This window comes from Desulfobacula sp., assembly GCF_014237455.1.
Taxonomy (GTDB): Bacteria; Desulfobacterota; Desulfobacteria; order Desulfobacterales; family Desulfobacteraceae; genus Desulfobacula.
In genome coordinates, this window is the sequence record NZ_JABZFL010000076.1 from 1 (window position 1) to 19,641 (window position 19,641).

At 40.8% G+C, this 19,641-nt stretch carries 20 protein-coding genes; 1 reads left to right on the top strand and 19 read right to left on the bottom strand.

The genetic code is table 11. The features are described from left to right. Positions 1 to 130: 130 nt before the first annotated feature. The 5 genes from HGJ91_RS11185 to HGJ91_RS11205 form a co-directional block, all read right to left on the bottom strand. The gene (locus tag HGJ91_RS11185; RefSeq protein WP_291347835.1) at positions 131 to 1,312 is read right to left on the bottom strand and encodes a reductive dehalogenase; all 1,182 of its coding nucleotides are present in this window, start codon (positions 1,310 to 1,312) and stop codon (positions 131 to 133) included. Positions 1,313 to 1,387: 75 nt separating this feature from the next. After that, entirely contained in the window at positions 1,388 to 2,326 is a 939-nt protein-coding gene (speB, locus tag HGJ91_RS11190; RefSeq protein ID WP_291347836.1) for an agmatinase, read from the bottom strand. Between the two features lie 208 nt (positions 2,327 to 2,534). Continuing rightward, on the bottom strand, positions 2,535 to 3,071 hold the full coding sequence (locus HGJ91_RS11195; protein WP_291347891.1) for an NYN domain-containing protein: 537 nt from the start codon (positions 3,069 to 3,071) through the stop codon (positions 2,535 to 2,537). Next, positions 3,049 to 3,237 (bottom strand): hypothetical protein, encoded by a 189-nt coding sequence (locus HGJ91_RS11200; protein WP_291347837.1) that lies wholly within the window; start codon positions 3,235 to 3,237, stop codon positions 3,049 to 3,051. The genes HGJ91_RS11195 and HGJ91_RS11200 overlap by 23 nt, the downstream gene beginning before the upstream one ends. A gap of 553 nt (positions 3,238 to 3,790) precedes the next feature. After that, on the bottom strand, positions 3,791 to 4,573 hold the full coding sequence (locus tag HGJ91_RS11205; RefSeq protein WP_291347838.1) for an RluA family pseudouridine synthase: 783 nt from the start codon (positions 4,571 to 4,573) through the stop codon (positions 3,791 to 3,793). A gap of 223 nt (positions 4,574 to 4,796) precedes the next feature. Between HGJ91_RS11205 and HGJ91_RS11210 the strand changes: the two genes are divergently transcribed. Next, entirely contained in the window at positions 4,797 to 7,094 is a 2,298-nt protein-coding gene (locus HGJ91_RS11210) for a peptidase U32 family protein (RefSeq protein ID WP_291347839.1), read from the top strand. 161 nt (positions 7,095 to 7,255) lie between these two features. Here the strand turns inward: HGJ91_RS11210 and HGJ91_RS11215 are convergent, their stop codons facing one another. From HGJ91_RS11215 to HGJ91_RS11280, 14 genes are all read right to left on the bottom strand, one after another. Further along, positions 7,256 to 7,894 (bottom strand): cyclase family protein, encoded by a 639-nt coding sequence (locus tag HGJ91_RS11215; RefSeq protein WP_291347840.1) that lies wholly within the window; start codon positions 7,892 to 7,894, stop codon positions 7,256 to 7,258. Positions 7,895 to 8,098: 204 nt separating this feature from the next. Next, a complete protein-coding gene (locus HGJ91_RS11220; RefSeq protein ID WP_291347841.1) occupies positions 8,099 to 8,761 on the bottom strand; it encodes a hypothetical protein in 663 nt (220 codons plus the stop codon). Positions 8,762 to 8,865: 104 nt separating this feature from the next. Further along, positions 8,866 to 9,405: a TrmO family methyltransferase gene (locus HGJ91_RS11225; RefSeq protein WP_291347842.1), complete on the bottom strand. Its 540-nt coding sequence runs from the start codon at positions 9,403 to 9,405 to the stop codon at positions 8,866 to 8,868. A gap of 33 nt (positions 9,406 to 9,438) precedes the next feature. Then, positions 9,439 to 10,374 (bottom strand): hypothetical protein, encoded by a 936-nt coding sequence (locus tag HGJ91_RS11230; RefSeq protein ID WP_291347843.1) that lies wholly within the window; start codon positions 10,372 to 10,374, stop codon positions 9,439 to 9,441. A gap of 87 nt (positions 10,375 to 10,461) precedes the next feature. Next, on the bottom strand, positions 10,462 to 11,325 hold the full coding sequence (locus tag HGJ91_RS11235) for a hypothetical protein (protein WP_291347844.1): 864 nt from the start codon (positions 11,323 to 11,325) through the stop codon (positions 10,462 to 10,464). 24 nt (positions 11,326 to 11,349) lie between these two features. Continuing rightward, complete coding sequence (locus tag HGJ91_RS11240; protein ID WP_291347892.1) at positions 11,350 to 11,490, bottom strand: hypothetical protein; 141 nt, start codon at positions 11,488 to 11,490, stop codon at positions 11,350 to 11,352. Further along, positions 11,457 to 11,642 (bottom strand): hypothetical protein, encoded by a 186-nt coding sequence (locus tag HGJ91_RS11245; RefSeq protein ID WP_291347845.1) that lies wholly within the window; start codon positions 11,640 to 11,642, stop codon positions 11,457 to 11,459. The genes HGJ91_RS11240 and HGJ91_RS11245 overlap by 34 nt, the downstream gene beginning before the upstream one ends. 50 nt (positions 11,643 to 11,692) lie before the next feature. Beyond that, positions 11,693 to 12,193: an RNA methyltransferase gene (locus HGJ91_RS11250; protein WP_291347846.1), complete on the bottom strand. Its 501-nt coding sequence runs from the start codon at positions 12,191 to 12,193 to the stop codon at positions 11,693 to 11,695. After that, positions 12,190 to 12,993 (bottom strand): tRNA pseudouridine(38-40) synthase TruA, encoded by an 804-nt coding sequence (gene truA / locus HGJ91_RS11255; RefSeq protein ID WP_291347847.1) that lies wholly within the window; start codon positions 12,991 to 12,993, stop codon positions 12,190 to 12,192. The genes HGJ91_RS11250 and truA overlap by 4 nt, the downstream gene beginning before the upstream one ends. A 453-nt stretch (positions 12,994 to 13,446) precedes the next feature. Continuing rightward, a complete protein-coding gene (locus tag HGJ91_RS11260; RefSeq protein ID WP_291347848.1) occupies positions 13,447 to 13,887 on the bottom strand; it encodes a hypothetical protein in 441 nt (146 codons plus the stop codon). Between the two features lie 180 nt (positions 13,888 to 14,067). Then, positions 14,068 to 14,850, bottom strand: a complete 783-nt coding sequence (locus HGJ91_RS11265) for a class I SAM-dependent methyltransferase (RefSeq protein ID WP_291347849.1) — start codon at positions 14,848 to 14,850, stop codon at positions 14,068 to 14,070. Beyond that, the gene (locus HGJ91_RS11270) at positions 14,847 to 16,271 is read right to left on the bottom strand and encodes a hypothetical protein (protein ID WP_291347850.1); all 1,425 of its coding nucleotides are present in this window, start codon (positions 16,269 to 16,271) and stop codon (positions 14,847 to 14,849) included. Before HGJ91_RS11270 ends, HGJ91_RS11265 begins: the two co-directional genes overlap by 4 nt. 47 nt (positions 16,272 to 16,318) lie before the next feature. Next, complete coding sequence (locus tag HGJ91_RS11275) at positions 16,319 to 17,887, bottom strand: DUF885 family protein (protein ID WP_291347851.1); 1,569 nt, start codon at positions 17,885 to 17,887, stop codon at positions 16,319 to 16,321. A 96-nt stretch (positions 17,888 to 17,983) separates the two neighbouring features. After that, on the bottom strand, positions 17,984 to 19,567 hold the full coding sequence (locus HGJ91_RS11280; protein ID WP_291347852.1) for an amidohydrolase: 1,584 nt from the start codon (positions 19,565 to 19,567) through the stop codon (positions 17,984 to 17,986). Between the last annotated feature and the right edge of the window lie 74 nt (positions 19,568 to 19,641).

A 19,641-nucleotide genomic window follows, 5' to 3' on the forward strand; every position in this document is an offset into this window, starting at 1 on the left:
GCTTCTTATTTGCTACTTTGGATCTGTCTGCCATGTTGTAAGCCTCCTTTGATGTTAAAGTTGGCTTATCATCTCATGCCCTGAATCCAATTTGAAGATGCGGTTCCTTGAGCGCTTACAGAAAAACAGCTTAATTTTGATTCCAGTTTTTTGAGGGAGGACCACTTCCTTGCTCTTGGGGTTCCAGATGAGTTCCAATATCGTATCCTAAATCTTTCGCTTGTTTTCCATAACCCAGCAACTGGTCGAAATATACGATGGTTTTGCTCATGATATTGCGTTCTACAAAAAATCGGACAAACTTGTGAAGCAAATTATTGGGCTTGTTCCAGGGACAGACACGGATACAGACTGAGAAGTGATTCCCGTTTTTTACCCAGAAATCAAGACACTGCATGGCCTTGATAGGCCATTTTTTTATGCCCGGAGCATTGTGGAAATTCCAGGGTTGATCTGTTCTTTCTCCCTTCATCAAAGATTTGCTGGGACAATACGTACTGCACAGCTTACATACCTCACAAAATTTTTGTACCCCGATATCAATGGGCGTGTCCGATACCAGAGGAAGATTTGTAAAAACTTTGCTGATTCGAACCCTTGGACCATAATCCCGCGTGATCAGTTGTCCGTTTCTTCCTGCTTCTCCAAGACCTGCATCAACGGCCAGAGGTACGTTGATCCCGATTTCGTTTACAGCTGGTATAGCCCGATATCCCAGTTCAGCAATAAATGTCGCAAGTGATGCTGAACACCAGGCACCTTTAGAATACTCAATATCTGTATCCGCTTCCACAGCAGGGCTCCTCTTCACCATTTCATAACCCATTTCATGTGCCATAACAATCACATAGGGATAATCTTCTGCAATCTCGATTGGGTCACCCACTTCAGCGGCCTGTGAGTATCGGACATTTTGCTCTCCCCAGTGAGTATAAATCCATCGAGGGTCTGTTTTTGCAATCCCCACAAGATCTGCTCCGATCCACCGGGCCTTCTCTTTCACAATAGAAGATATTTTTTCAGGGTCTGGGGATTTTAATCTATGGGTAGTGTTATATACAGGAACTATCTCTCGACCCAAAAGATTTTTTCTGACAACATAGTCAACAGTGGCGCCTGCTGAAAATGTTGCAGCATCAATAACAGTTTTCCCTTTTTTCTTTTTCTTTAAGTTTTCCACACATTGATTATGCATGGAGGTATATTTATTCCCTTCGCGCTGTCCTTTGCTGAATGCAGTATTACGATCATCAAACCTTGGTATATCTCCTGTTATGAATTGCGTATAGGTTGGTTCTTTAACATCTTTCATTATAATTCCAGTCTCTTCGAATCATTTTTGTCCTTTTACGCTAAGTTTTTTCATATAATACGCTCCGACTATTATTTAATTAAATTTTGCATCAGCGATGATACACAATATTTCATACATTATCGTTGCTGCAATCAAAGCGGTGTTACCCGACGGATCAAACGGCGGTGAGACTTCCACAAGATCTGCTCCAATTATGTTCAATCCCCGCAAACCCCGAATCAATCTCTGGGCTTCCATGGGCAGGATGCCACCAATTTCAGGCGTGCCTGTACCCGGTGTAAATGCCGGATCAATACCATCAATATCAAAAGAAAGATATGTCCTTTTATCTCCAACAATCTTCCTTGCTTCATGAATCACTTTTTCAACACCCAGGGCTGAAAATTCCTCAATATAGATAATCCGAATTCCATGTTTTGGTCCAAATTCCCAACACTCTTCAGAGTTGGCGGCACCCCTGATTCCGATCTGTATGGTTCTTTTCGGGTCCAGCACCCCCTCCTCAATTGCTCTTCGAAATGGTGTGCCATGGCTGTATTTGGAATTCATTTCCTCATCACAACAGTCGGTATGGGCATCAACATGAATCAGACCCACGGGTTTGTCTTTTCCAATGGCTCTTATAATGGGCAGTGTAATGGAGTGGTCCCCTCCTGCACTGATTGGAATAACCGAAGCGCTATGAAGTTTTTCAATAAACTCTTGAATATTTTTATGACTTGCTTTTACATCAAATATTTTTTTAAACTGCACATCCCCAACATCCCCCACCCGGCATAGATCATAGGGGTTTATTCGCGTGACATGATGAATTTTACGCATCATGCTTGAATAATCTCTGATTTGCCTTGGTCCTTGCCTTGCGCCTGAACGGGCTTCAACCGCACCGTCATAGGGAATCCCGAGAAAGGCAATATCAATGTCATTAAAATCATTTATGTGAGGTGCTCTCATAAATGTCGGTATTCCGCAATAACGCGGTTCTTCCATTGCATCATATAAATTATTCATTTTACCAGTCCACCTCTCTATAATGTCCCGGGTCAATATCACCCTCTGTTGAAAAAAATAAAATTTTTGAATTCCATCTCTATTTAATTTGAATTGCTGACGCCCAAAACCCCAAACAAGCGGTATTATCCGCTTCATTTGGCTTGTTGAGATTTATAGTGCAAAAATTAAGGTTTGATCCCAACTCCAATCGAATGAAAATGTCTTGCTAAGTAGGCCTTTTTTTTCGAGTATCTCTGACAAGATAAGAGTTTCCTGTACCGCGTTTTAGCTCAAACAGGTCTATCGCTTTTAAAAGACTGCTTAAATTTTTATAGCCATAATTCCTGCTGTCAAAAGAGGTTTTATTCGATATATGTGCTCCTACCGGACCGAGTGCCGCCCAGCCACTATCTTCTTCTGTTGATTCAATCGCTGTGCGGAGCAAATTTATCAGTTTGGTATCAGATTTCAGATTTTTTGATTTTGTTTGTACCGTTCCATTCTGTTTCGGTTCCTGATCTAAAAATAAAAACTTGGAACATGCATTCACAAATGGAGACGGCGCTTTACGTTCACCAAATCCCAAAACAACCTTTCCTTCAGCGAGGGCTCGTGTAACCATTGGAGTGAAATCACAGTCGGATGACACAAAGCACATGACATCTATGTCTTTCGTATACATCACATCCATTGCATCGATAACGAGTGCAATATCCGAGGCATTCTTTCCCTTTGTGAGGTCATATTGTTGTACCGGCTGAATCGCATATTCGTGTAAAAGCTCTTCCCATGGCTTTAGAGAGGGGTTTTTCCAATTCCCATGTTACTACACCATACTTTGCCACTTCGCTTAGAACGTCTTCAAACCTATTCGCAGGAGCATTGTCCGCATCTATGAATAATGCGATTTTCTGTTTTAATTCGATCATTTTCTATTGAAACCTCTCAATCTTGGGAAAAGAATTTTTTTCAATTCACTTTGTTAAGGGGAGCGTCAGCCTTAAAGCCTATTTGAATAGGGTGCTATTTTTTATCTTTTTTGGCTTTCTTCTCTTTACGTTTTTCTTTCAATGATTTTTCTGACTTTTTCTTAACGGCTTTTTGCGCATCTCTTCCCTTAGCCATAATTTTCCCCTTTGCTATGGTTTGTGAAATATTGTTTTTGATTGTATTTCCATCATAGTCAGAATACAAGCGGAATCATTTTATGATGGATGATTTATTCTATCACACATAACATTAGTAACGTTTTTTCTATAACATAGAGAGGACAGTACGCGGATAATTTTTTTTTGTCATCTTTTTCGTTTTTGCTCTTTTTACATATAATGCGGTGACCGGTCCAGTTCCTTGTTCTGGCGCCAGAGGCGACGGAACAAGGGGCTGGACGTAGTCAGCACCGGGATTCATGGCGGCGGAGCCGCCATGAACTTGAAAATCTGCGGCTTGTCCGTCAGCATTTTAGTTGTTGAGTCTTTATTTTTATCCCCGTTTTTTCTTTATCTCCTTTTTTTGGTGCTTTTTTGGACCTTTGAAGGGTTTAGTCTTCCGGGGCAAGTCTCCATCCTTATCTTGAATCTCAAAACAATTTGAAAAATAATCTGGTATTTTAGTTTCAAATACCATTTCTTCTTTATTAAACGGGTGTTTAAATTTGATTGAGAGTGCGTGCAAGGCCAAACGCCCCTGAGGGTTTTCATTATATTTTAAATCGCCGAGAATTGGGTGGCCTCTGTCGGACAGGTGAACACGGATCTGATTTTTTTTACCTGTCAAAAGATCTATTTCCAATAAACTATAGTCCCTGGACTCTTTTATTACTCGATATCTGGTTCGGGCCAGCTTGCCTTCTTCCGGGGTCTTCACAGAAGACATCATATAATCGTCTTTCTCCGCAAGATAAGATTCAATAATACCACTTTTTTCTGCTAAATTACCTTGGACAACTGCCAGGTATTTTTTTTCCACATTTTTCCACTGTGCCGCAAATTTTTCACGAAGTTCATAGCTTTTTGTAAAAACCATGACGCCCGATGTCTCACGATCCAAACGGTGAACAACAAACAGGTTGGTCTTTGCCTTTGGGTTCCCTTTTCTCACATAATTTATTAATAACTGATGAGCCGTTTTTTCTTTTTCATACCTGGCTTTGACACTCAAAAGGCCAGAACTTTTATCAATTACAATGATGTCCCGGTCTTCATAAAGAATCTTAATACCTTCGGGTACATATTTAGATCTTATTTTTATTTTCGATTTAATCATTATCATTTCTTGAATTTTTGTTTTTTCTTATATTTACCACAAGTATTGATAGGCTAAAAGAATTGATTCATATTGAGGATTAATAATAATTCAAGACCCGACCCCATATTTTCATGCCATATTTTTCATTGCTTGTTGAGATTTATAAGACAACAACCAAGGTGTGACCCCCATTTCTACATTTTTTCATCTATAAAATTTCAACTATGCTATAAGTACGCCTATGGGAAAAATCGGGACTGAAAAAAACGGGCAAAAAAAGATTGAACTGCTGGCACCTGGTGGCGATATCGATTCTATTAAAGCTGCCATTGTTGCCGGAGCCGATGCCGTATACTGTGGACTGAATCAATTTAACGCAAGAAACCGGGCAGCCAATATCAGTTTTGACGATTTAAATGGAGTTTTAAATCTGGCGCATCAAAATCATTGCAAAGTTTTTTTAACACTTAATATCCTCATAATGGGAAGTGAAATTCGGTTTCTTTTCAGCATTTTAAATAAACTGATCAATACAGGGATTGATGGGGTCATTGTTCAGGATTTAGGATTGTTTTATCTGCTGTCCAAGTATTTTAAAGGCTTGGAAATCCATGCATCGACTCAGTTTAATACCCACAACGAAGGTCAGGTAAAAATTTTAAAAAAACTTGGGGTTAACCGGGTTAATCTATCAAGAGAGCTGAATATCCATGAGATAAAAGCGTTAACTTTGACAGCCCATAAAAATAAGATTTCAACCGAAGTTTTTGTTCACGGATCCTATTGTCTGTCTTTTTCAGGACTCTGTTATATCAGTTCGGTTCATTCAGGAAATTCTGGAAATCGCGGCAGATGCAGTCAACCTTGCAGGGATAGATATTTGACCACGCCTGAAGGTAAAAATTTCCCCCTTAATCTTAAGGACAATTGTGCCTATACTGATCTTATAAAACTTTCGGACGCCGGGGTTGACGCCTTGAAAATAGAAGGAAGAATAAAAAAGCTTGATTACGTCTATACGGTGGTAAATTGCTGGAAAAAACAACTCCAACGTTTTTATAATCAAAACGATCTGAATAATGACACTGGTGATCTTTATAAGGTATTTAATCGAGATTTTTCAAATGCCTATTTAAAGGGAGATATTAATAAAAATATGTTTATTGATAATCCCCGGGATTATTCAATCAAACAATTTTCCGGTATTGATGAAAACTTTGGCAATAAAAAACTGGCACAAGGAGAAATCGAATATTATGAAGCAAAAGCTGCAATCAACACAACGGTTAAAAACAAAATCAAACTATTAAGCATCGAGAAATCTCCCTTAACCATAAGCATTTCAGGCAAGGCCAACACGCCTTTGAAATTTTGTGTAAAAGCCATAGACACATCCTTTGTTGTTTTTTCAAAAACCAATCTTGTCCCCAAAAATGAGCAAAGCATCTCCAAGTGCCTGACTTACAATTTTTTATTAGAAAGACTCAAAGCCATAAATGATACGCAATATTATATTGAGCATCTGGAATTAGAAAATCTTCAATCCGGTCTTTTCATCTCTTTTAATGAAATCTCTTCAATCAAAAAAAGGATTTTATACATTTTGAAGGGTGAAAAAGAAATGAAAGATCCTGTTGAAGTTCCCTTTTTAAACAAACAAAGCCCTTTAAAAACCAAACCGGTTCTTTCGATATTAATCAATTCCCAAAAAGATTTGTCCCTTTGTGACAAGACCTCAGCAGATATTTTTTTTCAATTACCAAACTCTTTTAAACATGAGGGGGTAAAGAAAGGGCATTCTGAATTCATTAATTTTTTCTTGAAAAACAAAAAATTAATTCCCTGGTTTCCATCGGTCTTGATTGGAGACAACTATACGGCGGCGTTGGACTTTTTATCACAGGTTCAACCAAAGATGATTGTAACAAACAATGCCGGGATAGCCTATGAAGCCTATAAAAAAGGAATTGCCTGGATTGCCGGACCCTATTTGAATTTGGTTAATTCATTTGGCCTTTTCTGTTTAAAAGAAAATTTTAATTGTTATGGCACATTTATTTCAAACGAAATCAGTAAGTATCAGCTAAGGAGCATTAGTCATCCTGAAAATTTCAAACTGTATTATAGTATCTATCATCCGATTGTTCTTCTAACCAGCAGGCAATGTCTACTTCATCAGGTGATTGGGTGTAAAAAAACATCAATGGATGAAAACTGTGTTCAAAATTGCAAGAAGTCTTCATCCATTACCAATTTAAACAAGGTTCCTATGTTTATTGAAAAAACACAAGGGAACTACCATTCTATCTATAATCATCAAAATTTTCTAAATACAGATATCGTGACAGATTTACCGAATATTTTTTCTGGTTTCTCAATTGACTTAAGAGATATAAAAACTGAAACGAAATTTAAGATGGATAAAGTCGGGATCGTAAAGCTTTTTGAAAATTTTTTACATGGAAACCTTGAGGCAGGCAAAGCGCTGAAACGAATGATACACCCCACAACAAAGACCCAATATAAGAAAGGGATTTAAAAAAATTAAATGAAGCATGTAATGCTATAGATCTGAATGCGGCTGTCATCTGTCATACGTTTATCCTTTTGTCATGCCACGGCTCTTTTTTCTCCAGTCTGTGGCACCTTGATTTTCCCGGTCACGGCGGAGTTGATCAGCGTGGATCGCCCCTATATACGCTATATACTGGCCACTGCCCGGATTGGAGATCCGTCTGCCTGCTGAAAGTGAAGGGGAAAACAGCTGAATTCAAAAGCCCCCTCATGCAGCTGATCCAGGTTTGCCAGGTTTTCAACAATCACCATATCCGATCCAAGAAGAATCTTATGGATGGGATATGTCCGAGTATCGGCACTGTCCGCAGAGATGACATCAAGCCCAATGCCTTTTAACCCTATCCCTGCCATCCACTCAGCAGCCTCCGGGGTGAGTACCGGAAAGTTGGCAAAATAGTCGTCCGTTCCCCAATAACGACTCCAGCCTGTATGAATCAGCAGAAAATCAGTGTTTTTCAGTTGACTCTCAACAGGGTTGAGAACCCCAAGATCTATGGATTTATCCTCATTGAGTTCAAGGTGTACAACTATAGCGCTGCCGTAGAAACGGCTGATATCATACTGGTCCAGATATTTTCCGCCCTTTATCAGATGGGCCGGTGCATCCATATGGGTGCCTGTATGGGAGTAAAAGGTGATCTTTTTTTCAAGGAAACCATCCTGCTCAATGGAACAGCCGGTGCTGATTACCGGCTGTTCCGTGCCCGGATAAACAGGCATATCTTCATGGATGGGATGGGTAAGGTCAATGAGTGTGGTCATAATAATTTCCAGGAGCCCCTATAAATATCTTTTACATATTTTTTAAACCAAACGGGCCTATTAAAAAGCACATAAAGTAAAATCACAGCAGTAATCGGGAACGGGATGATCAAATCAAAAATAGCCAATAAAATCAAATAAATTAATATTTTAGTTTTAGTTTTCATATTTCACTTAAGTGCAAAAAATTAATGTGGAAAGCAATTAAAACTTCTTTTTCTCCCGACATTGAAGAACCATATGATGCGCTAATCCAGCCAAACATTTATTGCAGTTGACGCAAGCCGGCTCATTCGTGTTGCCTTGACTCCATTTTTTCAAAATCAAGGGCTCCCGTATCAATGGTCTACATAAAGATATGAAATCAGCTTCTCCATTTGTCACAATTTGATCCATGAGTGGAAAGCCTCTCATTCCACCAACCAGGATCAATGGGCAGTCATTTAATACTTCTTTCAGTTTTTTACCGGGTAGTCTGTTGTAGGCCTCAGTAAAAGCGAATTTCTTTTCCGGATAGTTCAGCTTTAAGGCAATGTTAGTCATGGCCTGTGCCGGTTTGGGCATGATCTTGGACATTTCTTTTGAAGGGACACCTCCACGACACATATCAAACATTGAAAAAGCAAGGGTACCGCGAGAGGTTTCGACCCCGTCGATGCCCATTTCAACCAAAGATTCTAAATTTTCAAAAACCTCTTCAATACTGATTCCTTTAAATGGAGTATGATCCTTTATAAATTCTAAAATGATACTCCGTTCTTCTGGACTTCCATTAAAGGATCTTGCGTATTTGCCTGCAATTTTATTGTAGATTTGGACTGTTGAATTTATTTTTACATTCTGGAAGATATTTAAACCACATAACACTCCAAATAACCGGTTTCACCCAGTTCATTTGGGTTGTTGGGATCTATAATACAAAAATTAAGGATTGACCCCTGGCCAGCCCCCGTTAATCAGAATCACCTTAATCAAATTTTTAATTTTATATCCAGCACCGGAGTCCCGCTGACGGCATCCAGTCCTTTAACAAACAATGTGGTGCCCTTGATATCCAGGAGACTTACATCCTGGATCCCGATCCTTGAGAGCCTGTCCGGGGTCCGGGAGGCAAACACCCCGACCTGTTTGCCGTCAATTCCCCGCTTAAAGAATGTCTTAACCGAACGGGATTTATGCAGATAGTAAACTATTGTAATCTCGGGTTCCTGGTCAAGCCCGGACATAAACCGCTTTTGGGAAGGTAACAGCTCGATTTTAGAAACCGTGTCAGTCCCTTTTCTTCCAAACGGTGTGTGGTCCCTTTCGAGATTGTTGTTTACAATTCCAATGGGGTAGATAGTGACAGGTGAACCATTTCCAAAAAGACATTTTCGGCACACTTGCCGGTTGTCGATGGTGAATAGATCTTCAGTGTTGCAGGCTAAGTTGCACTCAGAACAGTGGATTGTCTTATTGTTTTTTGATTCGATGCTGATATCCTTTATAATAGATCCTTTTGCTTTTTTCATTTTTTTTACAATATGATAAATTAAACATTGAATTCAAGATTTTTCTACCCTGGGAAAAAAGAATGCTTGAAAGCCTTTCGTGGTAGCCTTCCCCTCTGCATAATCCTGATGCCATCCCAAAGGGACCGGAATTTTTTCATAAAGCGTTTTTCTTTCAGCCTCTAGAAGGCGACGCGGTGCTCCCATGAAATCAGCCGCACAGAGAGCCCGGCGGCCGGATTTGAATAAAAGACTGTCCAACCACTGCAGCCCTTCAAGGCTTCGCATCAGGTGATGGTCGAGAATCAGTATGTCCATCGAACCGGCCAACCGTACTGCGTTTTGCCAGGCCCGGTTACGCAACTTTGAACTCAGTTGTTCAAGGTAGAGCGGCGGGCCGCCGGCCAGCAGTATATCCGGCTGCCACTCAAGAACAAGATCAACGGTGTCGTCATCCAGAAGCTGAATGTCCGAGGTGTGCACAAACACAGTGTCATCCTCAATCCGGGTCATGATCACCCTTTCGTTGCGCTCTGTTTTCTCTCCATGGGGCACGGGCACGGAAAAACGCAGTGGACCAACTCCCGGTGTCCCCTCCTGCCATCGAGCATCCAGCCGTTCTTTGAGGGCTGCAGATCTTTTTCGTTCCTTGGCAGTTAAAAAATCGGGTGATTTTGTCCAGATCCGGACCCCGGGATTCAAATCGGCCACCAAGGCGGCATCCAGTTGATAGGGGTTTGCATTCACCAGAGGGACATGGTCGCCATGAAAATGGCTGAAAACAATGTCCGTGGCAAGTCTCCAGGCCTGTATGATTTTTCCCCGGATTACCTCGCCCTCCGCCACCTGAGCCGGGTGCGGTGCCTGGCCCTTACGAAGGAACCCCAGGGCGATCCCGGGATCAATAAGAATTTTTTGTTCGGCAACAGTAACAAAACAACACAGTCCCCGGACACCCAGTGATTCAGCGCCGATAATCTCTATTTTCATGCTAAAGTCACCTTTTTAACAATTTGTAAAAATAATTTTTACGGTGGACCCCATTGTTCGTTTTCTGGGGAAGGATTTGATGCCGGGTCAACCTCTTTTTGTTATAGATGTATTCTGTACTTTTTCTTCATCTTCATAAGAAATTAACAATCTCATTTTTTCTGGTGTATATGGCGCATTTTTATTTATAGGAATTTGCCAGGGAGGCAACACCCAATCTGAATCCGCCATAAATTCATCTAAAGACACCCATTCAATATTATGAGTTGTATTATCCCAAAATTCTATCCACATATCATGCCATGGTTTCAAATATCCGCCAATCCAAGTATGTGAAACGGGTGTTATTTTATGGTAAATGCCATATCTTATTTTTTCTTTGTCTGTTAATGGTTCAAGCGCCCTATCTAATTCATCTCTCATGTCCTGAGGTGTTCCTGCTCTTTCAAAAAAAGAATAATCACAAAGACTGCCATATTTAAAAGTCGCTATTGGAATATTGGAAATAGATAGAATTTTTGTATTATACCCTTCAGGTTGATATACCGTTGCCTTGGTGTCTGTTGTGCCGCGAGAAGTAATATAAGGAATGCCTAATTCTTCAGCAACTCTAAGTGTTGTCATATCTGAGGCCATATAGCGAGAAGATATAATTCTAACGGGAATACCCGTACAAGCTTCTATATTTTTCGTCATATCAATAATTCTTTTCTTTTGGACCTCATAAGGAATATCCCAAAAAGGAGCTTCAACATTTGTCCCAACTATTTCCACCCCCTTTTTAATGACCGCCTTGATATTGTCACAATTATCCTTAACAAATTCAGGTGTAACCATTAAAAGTCCATTAATATTTCTTTTTTCCATTTCATTTGTAAAATTCTGCAAACCCACCGTATCTTTAAATTCAATCAGAATCATAATACCTTTGGCTTTTTGATCTTCTTGCATCAATTTAGTCCCCTCCTTGTTTGTTCACAAATTTTCTTGTTTCACTGACATTGAACGCAAACATCTGCGGCTTGTCACCATGCTGGGTAGAATTTCAGGTTCAATGATAGGAACAAGCCCTTTGTCCACTTTTATGCCCGGGATAATACCTTTGTCTGATAAAATTTTTGAAAAAGGCGTGCCGTTTGCAGCAGATTGCCTTTGCCCGGGGCAACCATGGCCCTGGCAGTCTCTTCCAGTTCTTTAAGGATGGTGTCGTTTTCTTGGAGGAAGCCGCTATGCGGTGGAAAAATTTTGAAATCGTGTATACTCTTCAAATGACTCAATAAAGGGTCACAATTTTCACAAAAGGAGTATACTCATGAATTTAGCCTTGAGGGTATTGCTTACAATATTCGTAGAGAGTCATACTTGTGGCTGTTGCTGCGTTGAAACTGTGGGGAAGACCATAGACAGGGATTTCTACTACATCATCTAGCACTTCAAGGACATCGGGTGTCAAGCCTGTTCGCTCGTTACCTATTACAAGGGCGGATCTTCGTAGAAATGCATAGTCATGCATACTTACAGAATTTGTAGCTTGTTCTAGCCCCACTAATCTGTAGCCTTCTTTTCGTAGCTTCAGAAGAACGGGTTTTAGAGTTCTATGAACAGACACCTCTAACTCTTCAGCGCCATCTCTTGCGATTTTTGAAATAAGGCTAGCATTACCAGTCAATACAAGTTTCTCAATGGCACAGGCACTTGCTGTTCGAGCAATCGTTGAAATATTCACATTGCTACGCATTGGCGCACAGGCAACAATAATTTCACGACCACGAGTCAGGTTAGAGCCGGTCTTATGGCGCTGATGTTCAAATTGACTCATAACAAAGCTCCCTCTCCAAGTTTTTTGGTTAAGTCATCTTGAGAATAAAACACTTGTTCTAGATAAAGACCAGATGCTGGAGCAGTTCCTGGCGAGGCTTTCCTGTCTTTGGCTTTTATGATGCGGTATAGATCATTACGATGATAACGACCCTCTCCGACTTTGACGATGGCTCGAACGATATTTCTCACCATTTTATACAGAAACCCATTAGCATAAATATCAAAAGTTATTAATGGCAGCTCCTCAAACATTACTGCCTTACTTACAGTGCGAGTGGTAGATTTTTGCTTAAAATTTGGACGGGTAGCAAACGAAGAGAAATCATATTCTCCTTCAAAAACAGAACATGCATCAATCATAGCCTCGACATCTAATGGCTCTTTAACATGCCAAACTCGCCCTGCGCGGTTCTCTGGAAGTTTCCTCTCATTCCAGATAACATATCGGTAATGTTTAGCTATAGCACTGTCACAGGCATGGAAATCAAGCGGTACAGACTCAACATCTACTACTCGAATATTTTCACTAAGAAAATCATTACAACTTTCCTGAATATCACCAACCTGAATGGCAGAAGGCAAGTTAACACTCACCACTTGACCGTTTGCATGTGCCCCCCGATCTGTCCGACCAGAACCTTTCACAGCTACGCGAGTACCGAATCCCTGCTCTATGGCATTTTCTATGGCATATTGAAGAGTTGGTTTGTCACCATGACGCTGCCAACCAAAGTAGTTTTGTCCGTCATAGGAAAGTGTAATTTTAAAATTATTAACATTAAGGTCTGGCTGTGACATTTGGTAATGATACTCCCTCAAAATGGCTGGTCGATGAATTCAAATAATTTACTTTATTAATTTGTAATTTTACCACAATTATAATGTGAAATGAAGAGAATATAAAAATCCTAATAGAATAGGAGTTAGAACCCATCATGCCCTATTAAGGCAATAGGCTCACGACCTACCCTTTGGACAACGTCATTCAGTGTGTCAAATATTCTTCGATCATTAATTTCCCTGTCGAACATGAAAATCTGCAGTTTATCCGTCAGCATGTTCGTTGTTGAGTTTTGTCCAACAAGAGTCAAATAGAGACTTGACCCCTATTTCCTTATTAACTTGGCCTGACTAAAAATCAGCATCTCAATTGTTATATAATTTTTCATGCTAACATTTGAGTTCTGGCACCCCGACCGACAGGAAGGGAACAAGGGGCGGCAAACCTCTATTGGTCTGCTGCATGATTGATTAAATATCAAATAGTTTTTTCGTCTGAACATAATTTGTACACTCCTTTGACCATGGCAAATCGATTGTTATTTCCAGCGGATCATGGAGTTCTAGTGAGCAGTATTCAAAATCAACGGTTTGTTTATTTAAATTGGATGACCACGGCGTGTTCAAAACACCATTAATTGAAGGTATTTTATCTGAGATAGTAATCTTTATCACCTTTGTCCAGGGGATTAATACGGATGAAGTAAACCAGCTCAGTGGTATTGTATCTGAAAAAACTACACCGTCGTTGGAAAGGGATACTTTTTGTGTTTTTATTTCATAGGTATTCTTGGCAGTGAACCTGCATTTACCTATTAAGTACTCTGAAAAATTAAATTCCAGTTGCATTCGATATTTTGTTGAAACCCTGTATCTTTTTTTAACAATTTTCCAGTTACTAATAGCAGTCATAATGAACCCTTAATCTGAGTGATGTATTAGGTGAACGATCTTAATAGATTGCATGATATTTAACAACCTAAATCACCGGTGAAATCCGGTGCATGTTAGTTGTTGGGATTGGTTTGAAGTTCTTAGGGTGTCGTTTTTAATGGGGATACTCCTTGGCCCTGCTTGCCATTCAACAGAATTTCACTTTTTTTTATGGGCTTTAACTACCATTCTGTTGGTCATGGTGCCGTAATCTCCCTGTTCCTGGCGATCCATAAAATCTTTTTGAAAAGAGATGTCTGAAAATCCAATTGAGCTAAGTATTCCAGATATCTTTTCAGGGGTATAAAGACGGACACAATAGTTGTTCTCACGAAGGCAGCCTTTTTCTGTACAGGTTACAACCTCCCGACAATAGATCACATCGTGCTCCAGTTCACGGGTACGGGTCACCTCGATAGTATCTCCTACCTTATGAATAGAAATCGGTTTGAAATTTTTTAATACATATTTTTTGTCTGGAAGATCCACCAGCAATTCAGCTTTTGGCATGAGCAGGCGAAAGGTTTCTTTTAGGATTTTTTTGTTTTCTTTATCATGCGCAAAATATCCAAAAGATCCCCCCATGATGATAACAGCACCAAAGCTTTCTTCAGCAAGCTTGGTGTCCCGTGCATCTCCCTGGACAAAAAAAGTATTTAGTTTTTGTTCATTGGCCTGTTGTTTCCCCATTTGGATCAGGTAGTCTGAATAGTCTAAAACGGTTACATTTGTGAATCCACGCCTGGAAAGTTCTACGGCGTGACGTCCCTGGCCGCCGCATAAGTCCAATACAGGGGCAGATTTTTTCATACTCAGGGCGGTTTCAATAAAATCAACCTCGGTTTGAGTCAGAGTATCATCACATATGGACCTGCTGTCTGTCATAAGATAGACAGCATCGAAAATGTTTTTCCACCAGTCAGTGTCTACTTGTATGGTCATGCTATACCATCTACTGCGGATTTTTCATGGGCGCCAAAGCTGAAAATACCATCCGATGCAAAAATGGCTGAAGAACCGTTCCATGGCTGTGACCGTGCAATCTCAAGTTCTTCGGGTTCGATTTTGATCATATGGTCCAGCTCATCATTTTTCCACATCTTTTCTAAAGTAAGACAATCCGCCCAGATTCCCCTACAATAGTTTTCAAGACGATCAATTTGACCCGGGGTGATCAGTCGTGGACGAAGGGCCATCTTAACGGGTCCTAAAAGATAGGTGAAATGATTATCCAAGGCCAACCCCTCCTGGAGTTCAACCACCTTGGCCACATGGTTGTAATCCATATTCAGAATCATTTTGTTGATCCGGTCCGTGGCTTCTGCAACACTTATATCTGACCTGAGTACAGCTATGGGTTGAAACCCGCCTCCGCTGCCCACATTGGTGGGTACCTGACCGTATCGCCCCACGAACCCGAACATGTCATCGGCTCCAAACAGGCACCTGAAATCAGTCTGAAATGTGTTTAAAACAACACGTTGATTCGCTGTGTCCAGTTCTGGAATATCCTCGGCCCATAAAAAAAGCGGTACTTTTTTTTGTACAATATAAGACCCCTCTTTTATTGCGAGTGCAATTTCGTCATCAACATTGTCATGTATTCCTCCAACTCGAACACCCATACCTGAATACCCGCGTTCTGGTTTGAGTACCAAGTGCTCCCAGTTTTCACGGGTCCATTCCACAAGGTTGGATATGGGTTCTCCTTTTGGGCCGGTTGTCTGCCGCTGGAAAAAACGGCGGGTCCAGGGTGTACGTTCAATCGTTTCTTTGTGGAAGCAGGAGTTGATGTCAGGATCAGTTATCACCTCAAACAAACTTTTAACATTAATAGGTTCCGTTCCCCTGGGATTGATGACACGGCCTTCCCGGACCGCCTGAAGTACCGGAGTGAGATCATGTTTTCTGTGGAGGGATAAAAGCACATCTGAATTAAAATCCATAAAAATAACAGATACAGGTCGTCCCTGAAAACAGACAATGTTATTTTTTAACTCCAGGGACTGAGGAGCCATGAGGGCGCCGGTAATATTGTCGACCCTGTTCAAGGCCCTAGCAAAATTCTGATTTTCCACAACATCTTCAAGGGTTTCTTCTTCAGCTACCACTGCAATCAGTCCAGGTTCATCTCCGTTTCTGGCACGGTGGGCCTCTACCAGCAAATTAACCAAACCATTTACCGGGGACAGGAGGGGGTCTATGAAATCCAGCTTGATTTCAGGATTTTCGTAAGTTAATAGTTTATCCCATACGGATTTACCGATTTCCTGGGTAATGCGTTGATAATCCCATCCACCCGGGCTGCCTAAATTCCATTCCGAATGATAACCCCAAAATTGTTCCGACTGATCCAAGCCCATTTTTTCCTTTTTTTAACTGTTGCTTATGAAAATATTGTAATCTATCGTTAGATGATATCAGGCTGTTTTATGATCTGTTCCAGGTCATTAAATCCTATCTCGCCGTGATTCAATACTACCCTTGAAAATTTCTTCAAATTATTTTTTCCATAACGTTGGAACAGCGCTGTAAATTTTTGTAGTCCCATTGTGTAGCACAATTGGTATCCCGGATTCAATGAATATTTCCGGGCTGATGCTCTGGCCTGTTCCATGGTCATACCGGTTCTATTTAAATACTCAATTGCCGTTGATAAATTCATGGAGCCGGTTTGAATCCCTATGTCAACTTTACCCCTGATGGCTCTCCACAACCGTCTTTTGGCCAGCATCAGGCTGTCCTGTGGGCCGGATAAATAGCCTTCCTGAAACAGCATCACTTCACTAAAACAGGCCCACCCCTCATAAAAGACAGGCTGCTCCACTGCTCGAAGCACGGGCGATTTTAGACTCCACCTTGTGATATCCAGCAGATGGTGTCCCGGCCAGGTCTCATGGGCCGACAGTATCTGATATTCTTTATGATATTCTTTATGGATCTCCTCTGGATCATGGGCGTTGATGATATAAAATATACCACCTGAAGGGGGATGTTCAGGAGGAATACTGTAACTGGATGCTGACCGGATAGCTGCCAGAAATCGCGGTACCGGCATTACCCTGACCGGATTTTTTTGGTACAGTTTATCCTGCACCAGCCCGGTATCCCTGCAGTGACGGCCCAGACGCAGCACTTCATCACGGTAAACTTCGACAAGCCCATCTTGTCCGAAATTTGGCAATGGAATAGATTCATAGGCTGCCTGCCAGGTATCACAACCGAGGTTTTTCGCCTCCCGGTGCAGCCTGGCTGTCATTTTTGTAATCTCAAGATCCAGAATTTCATTCACTTGTGGGATATCCATTCCGCAGTTTATATGGCTTTTAACAATACGACCCAATAATCTTTTTGGTAAAAGACACGTTGAGCGTATCTTAAGGGATGCAAGGATTTGTTTAAATTGCAAAAGGGCGTCAAGGGCTGGTGAAAGTTCAGGCAGACGTGGCAACAGCGATATGAAATAATCTTGTGTGTCCAGAATCATTTCCAGACCGAGGTCAAGAAACAGCTTAGGTACATTTTTTAAATTTTGCCCGGCCTGATCTAAAAAATTCGGGAGAGTTTCGGCCCGGCAGTGAGCTGCATCAGGATTCTTTGAGTTTAAGGCCTCGGCCAATCCAAGACAGGCAATGCTCAGGTAAAAGGTAGGCTGGGTTTCCCATGTTCTGGTCTCATTCAAATGTTCCTGAAGGGTATGGACCAGCTTTTTCAGGAGCAGCAGTTCCGCCTGAATAGCATAGTTGGATGCAGATATGTGGGGAAAAAGCTGAACCAGTTTGTTTTCCCAGGAATACAATCTGCTTATAAAATGGGTGATAAAATCGGGAGAAAACCTGTCCCAGGTCTCCCATTCCGGTTTCACAAGCTGTACTTGGGGGAAATAATAGAACTCGTCACTGGCAGATACAACAGGAAAGCTTTCAGCAATTGCCGAAAAGATTTCAGTACTGATTGTTTCAATATTTGAAGACGTCATTTTTGAATATCATACTTTTAAAAGGGTTCCGTCTGCCGCCAGGCTTAATATAACCTGAGCATCTGCGGCTTGTCCGTCAGCATTTTCTTGTTGAGATTAAATTCTTTCCTTTCTTCCTGAAAAACTATTCCACAACATTCCCATGAGTCCCATGCCGGTTTCATATTCTTTTCCGTTTAAAAATAATTTTTCCACCTTTAAGGAACGAAGCTTTTTCGACTCCAGTTTTAAGGGATTATGGTTTAAAATTATCATATCCGCAAGTTTCCCTATTTCCAAGCTCCCGCGTTCTTTTTCATCAAAAGAGGTCCAGGCCACTTCGTATGTATACATTTTTAAAGCATCCATAATCGAAACAGATTGATCCGGATCATAAGGATGATTACATGCCCCATAGATTCCTTCGATTGGATCAGGATGGGTTACGGGTGCATCAGACCCGCCGCTAAGATGTATTCCAGCATTCAAAATAGATTGCAAAGGAGAACTTTCTTTGAGACGTGGGCCAAGGATTTCATTTAAATACTCTACAGGTTCTAAGGGGCTTATAAGGAATCCTGGCTGAAGCGTTATTCCAATTCCTAATTCGGCAATTTTTTTTAAATCATCCGGAAGAATCAGACACGCATGAATAATCGTATGTCGATGATTTTTGCGAGGATAGTCCAGCAGTGCTGTTTCAATTGCTTTTACAGCCCGGGAAACAGCTGCATCTCCGATGGCATGCATTTCAATCTGCAAACCAGCACGATTTGCCTTTTTAGCAAATTCAAACACCTCTTTTTCTTTTTGGAAAAAAATGCCACTATTATCCTGATCATTAGAGTATGGCTCATGTAATGCAGCGTCACATGCACCAAAGCACCCATCAAGAGCTGTAGCAAAACATCCGCCAATGCGGGGCAATTTGCGTTTTATCACCTTGTCCACTTCCATGGTTTGAAAAAATAATCGTGTTTGGAATCGATTTTTTTTTGCCCTGGCTCTGGCAATCAAACTCACTAGCGTAATATCAAGATCTTTGGGAAACCCGATCCCTTCTGTTGCATGAATTAATCCAATCCCTTTTTCTGCCAACAGGTCAAAACTTTTAACTATACTTTTTACAAGATCCAAAGAGGGAACCAATGATGCGGCATAGTCCGTCCCTGACAGATATGCTTCACTAAACAAATGGCCTTTGTCTTCTATAAAACCTCTCAAATTTTTAACTTTGTCAGGAAACTTTTCCTGCATTTTTGTATTACAAACTGCTGAGTGCCCATCATAACAGATAATTATCAATGGCATATCAGGACAGACTTCATCCAGTTCCTGTCTTTCAATCAGACGTTTTTCTTTAACACTGTGTTTAGACACTCCAAAGGCAATAATTGCTTTTAATTTTTTATTCCGGGTCATGTATTTTTGGATAATTTCCTGGATTTCTCGAATATCTCTTGCGTCTCTCACATCAAAATAAGAGACCGCAATCAGTGCCCAATTTGAGAAATGCATGTGTCCATCCCCAAAAGAGGGCAGTAAAACACGATTCCCTAATTCCAATGGTGAATTATGATTTGCATATTCTATGGGTAGAGAATTTCCCAAATAGACAATACGCCCTTTATCCTCAACAAGATAATTATAAACGGTGTTGTTTTTATCTAGAGATAAAATTTTTCCATGGTAAATGCGCATAACGATAATTATTCCTTTTGCTTTGCTTAGAATGGTCATTGAACAAGATAACGTATAATATTTTTCGCACATTT

What these genes read in the sequence shown, in the direction of transcription:
- HGJ91_RS11185 (WP_291347835.1), bottom strand. Translation starts at nt 1,312, where the DNA reads ATGAAAGATGTTAAAGAACCAACCTATACGCAATTCATAACAGGAGAT.
- speB (WP_291347836.1), bottom strand. Translation starts at nt 2,326, where the DNA reads ATGAATAATTTATATGATGCAATGGAAGAACCGCGTTATTGCGGAATA.
- HGJ91_RS11200 (WP_291347837.1), bottom strand. Translation starts at nt 3,237, where the DNA reads ATGATCGAATTAAAACAGAAAATCGCATTATTCATAGATGCGGACAAT.
- HGJ91_RS11205 (WP_291347838.1), bottom strand. Translation starts at nt 4,573, where the DNA reads ATGATTAAATCGAAAATAAAAATAAGATCTAAATATGTACCCGAAGGT.
- HGJ91_RS11210 (WP_291347839.1), top strand. Translation starts at nt 4,797, where the DNA reads ATGGGAAAAATCGGGACTGAAAAAAACGGGCAAAAAAAGATTGAACTG.
- HGJ91_RS11215 (WP_291347840.1), bottom strand. Translation starts at nt 7,894, where the DNA reads ATGACCACACTCATTGACCTTACCCATCCCATCCATGAAGATATGCCT.
- HGJ91_RS11225 (WP_291347842.1), bottom strand. Translation starts at nt 9,405, where the DNA reads ATGAAAAAAGCAAAAGGATCTATTATAAAGGATATCAGCATCGAATCA.
- HGJ91_RS11230 (WP_291347843.1), bottom strand. Translation starts at nt 10,374, where the DNA reads ATGAAAATAGAGATTATCGGCGCTGAATCACTGGGTGTCCGGGGACTG.
- HGJ91_RS11235 (WP_291347844.1), bottom strand. Translation starts at nt 11,325, where the DNA reads ATGCAAGAAGATCAAAAAGCCAAAGGTATTATGATTCTGATTGAATTT.
- HGJ91_RS11250 (WP_291347846.1), bottom strand. Translation starts at nt 12,193, where the DNA reads ATGAGTCAATTTGAACATCAGCGCCATAAGACCGGCTCTAACCTGACT.
- truA (WP_291347847.1), bottom strand. Translation starts at nt 12,993, where the DNA reads ATGTCACAGCCAGACCTTAATGTTAATAATTTTAAAATTACACTTTCC.
- HGJ91_RS11260 (WP_291347848.1), bottom strand. Translation starts at nt 13,887, where the DNA reads ATGACTGCTATTAGTAACTGGAAAATTGTTAAAAAAAGATACAGGGTT.
- HGJ91_RS11265 (WP_291347849.1), bottom strand. Translation starts at nt 14,850, where the DNA reads ATGACCATACAAGTAGACACTGACTGGTGGAAAAACATTTTCGATGCT.
- HGJ91_RS11270 (WP_291347850.1), bottom strand. Translation starts at nt 16,271, where the DNA reads ATGGGCTTGGATCAGTCGGAACAATTTTGGGGTTATCATTCGGAATGG.
- HGJ91_RS11275 (WP_291347851.1), bottom strand. Translation starts at nt 17,887, where the DNA reads ATGACGTCTTCAAATATTGAAACAATCAGTACTGAAATCTTTTCGGCA.
- HGJ91_RS11280 (WP_291347852.1), bottom strand. Translation starts at nt 19,567, where the DNA reads ATGCGCATTTACCATGGAAAAATTTTATCTCTAGATAAAAACAACACC.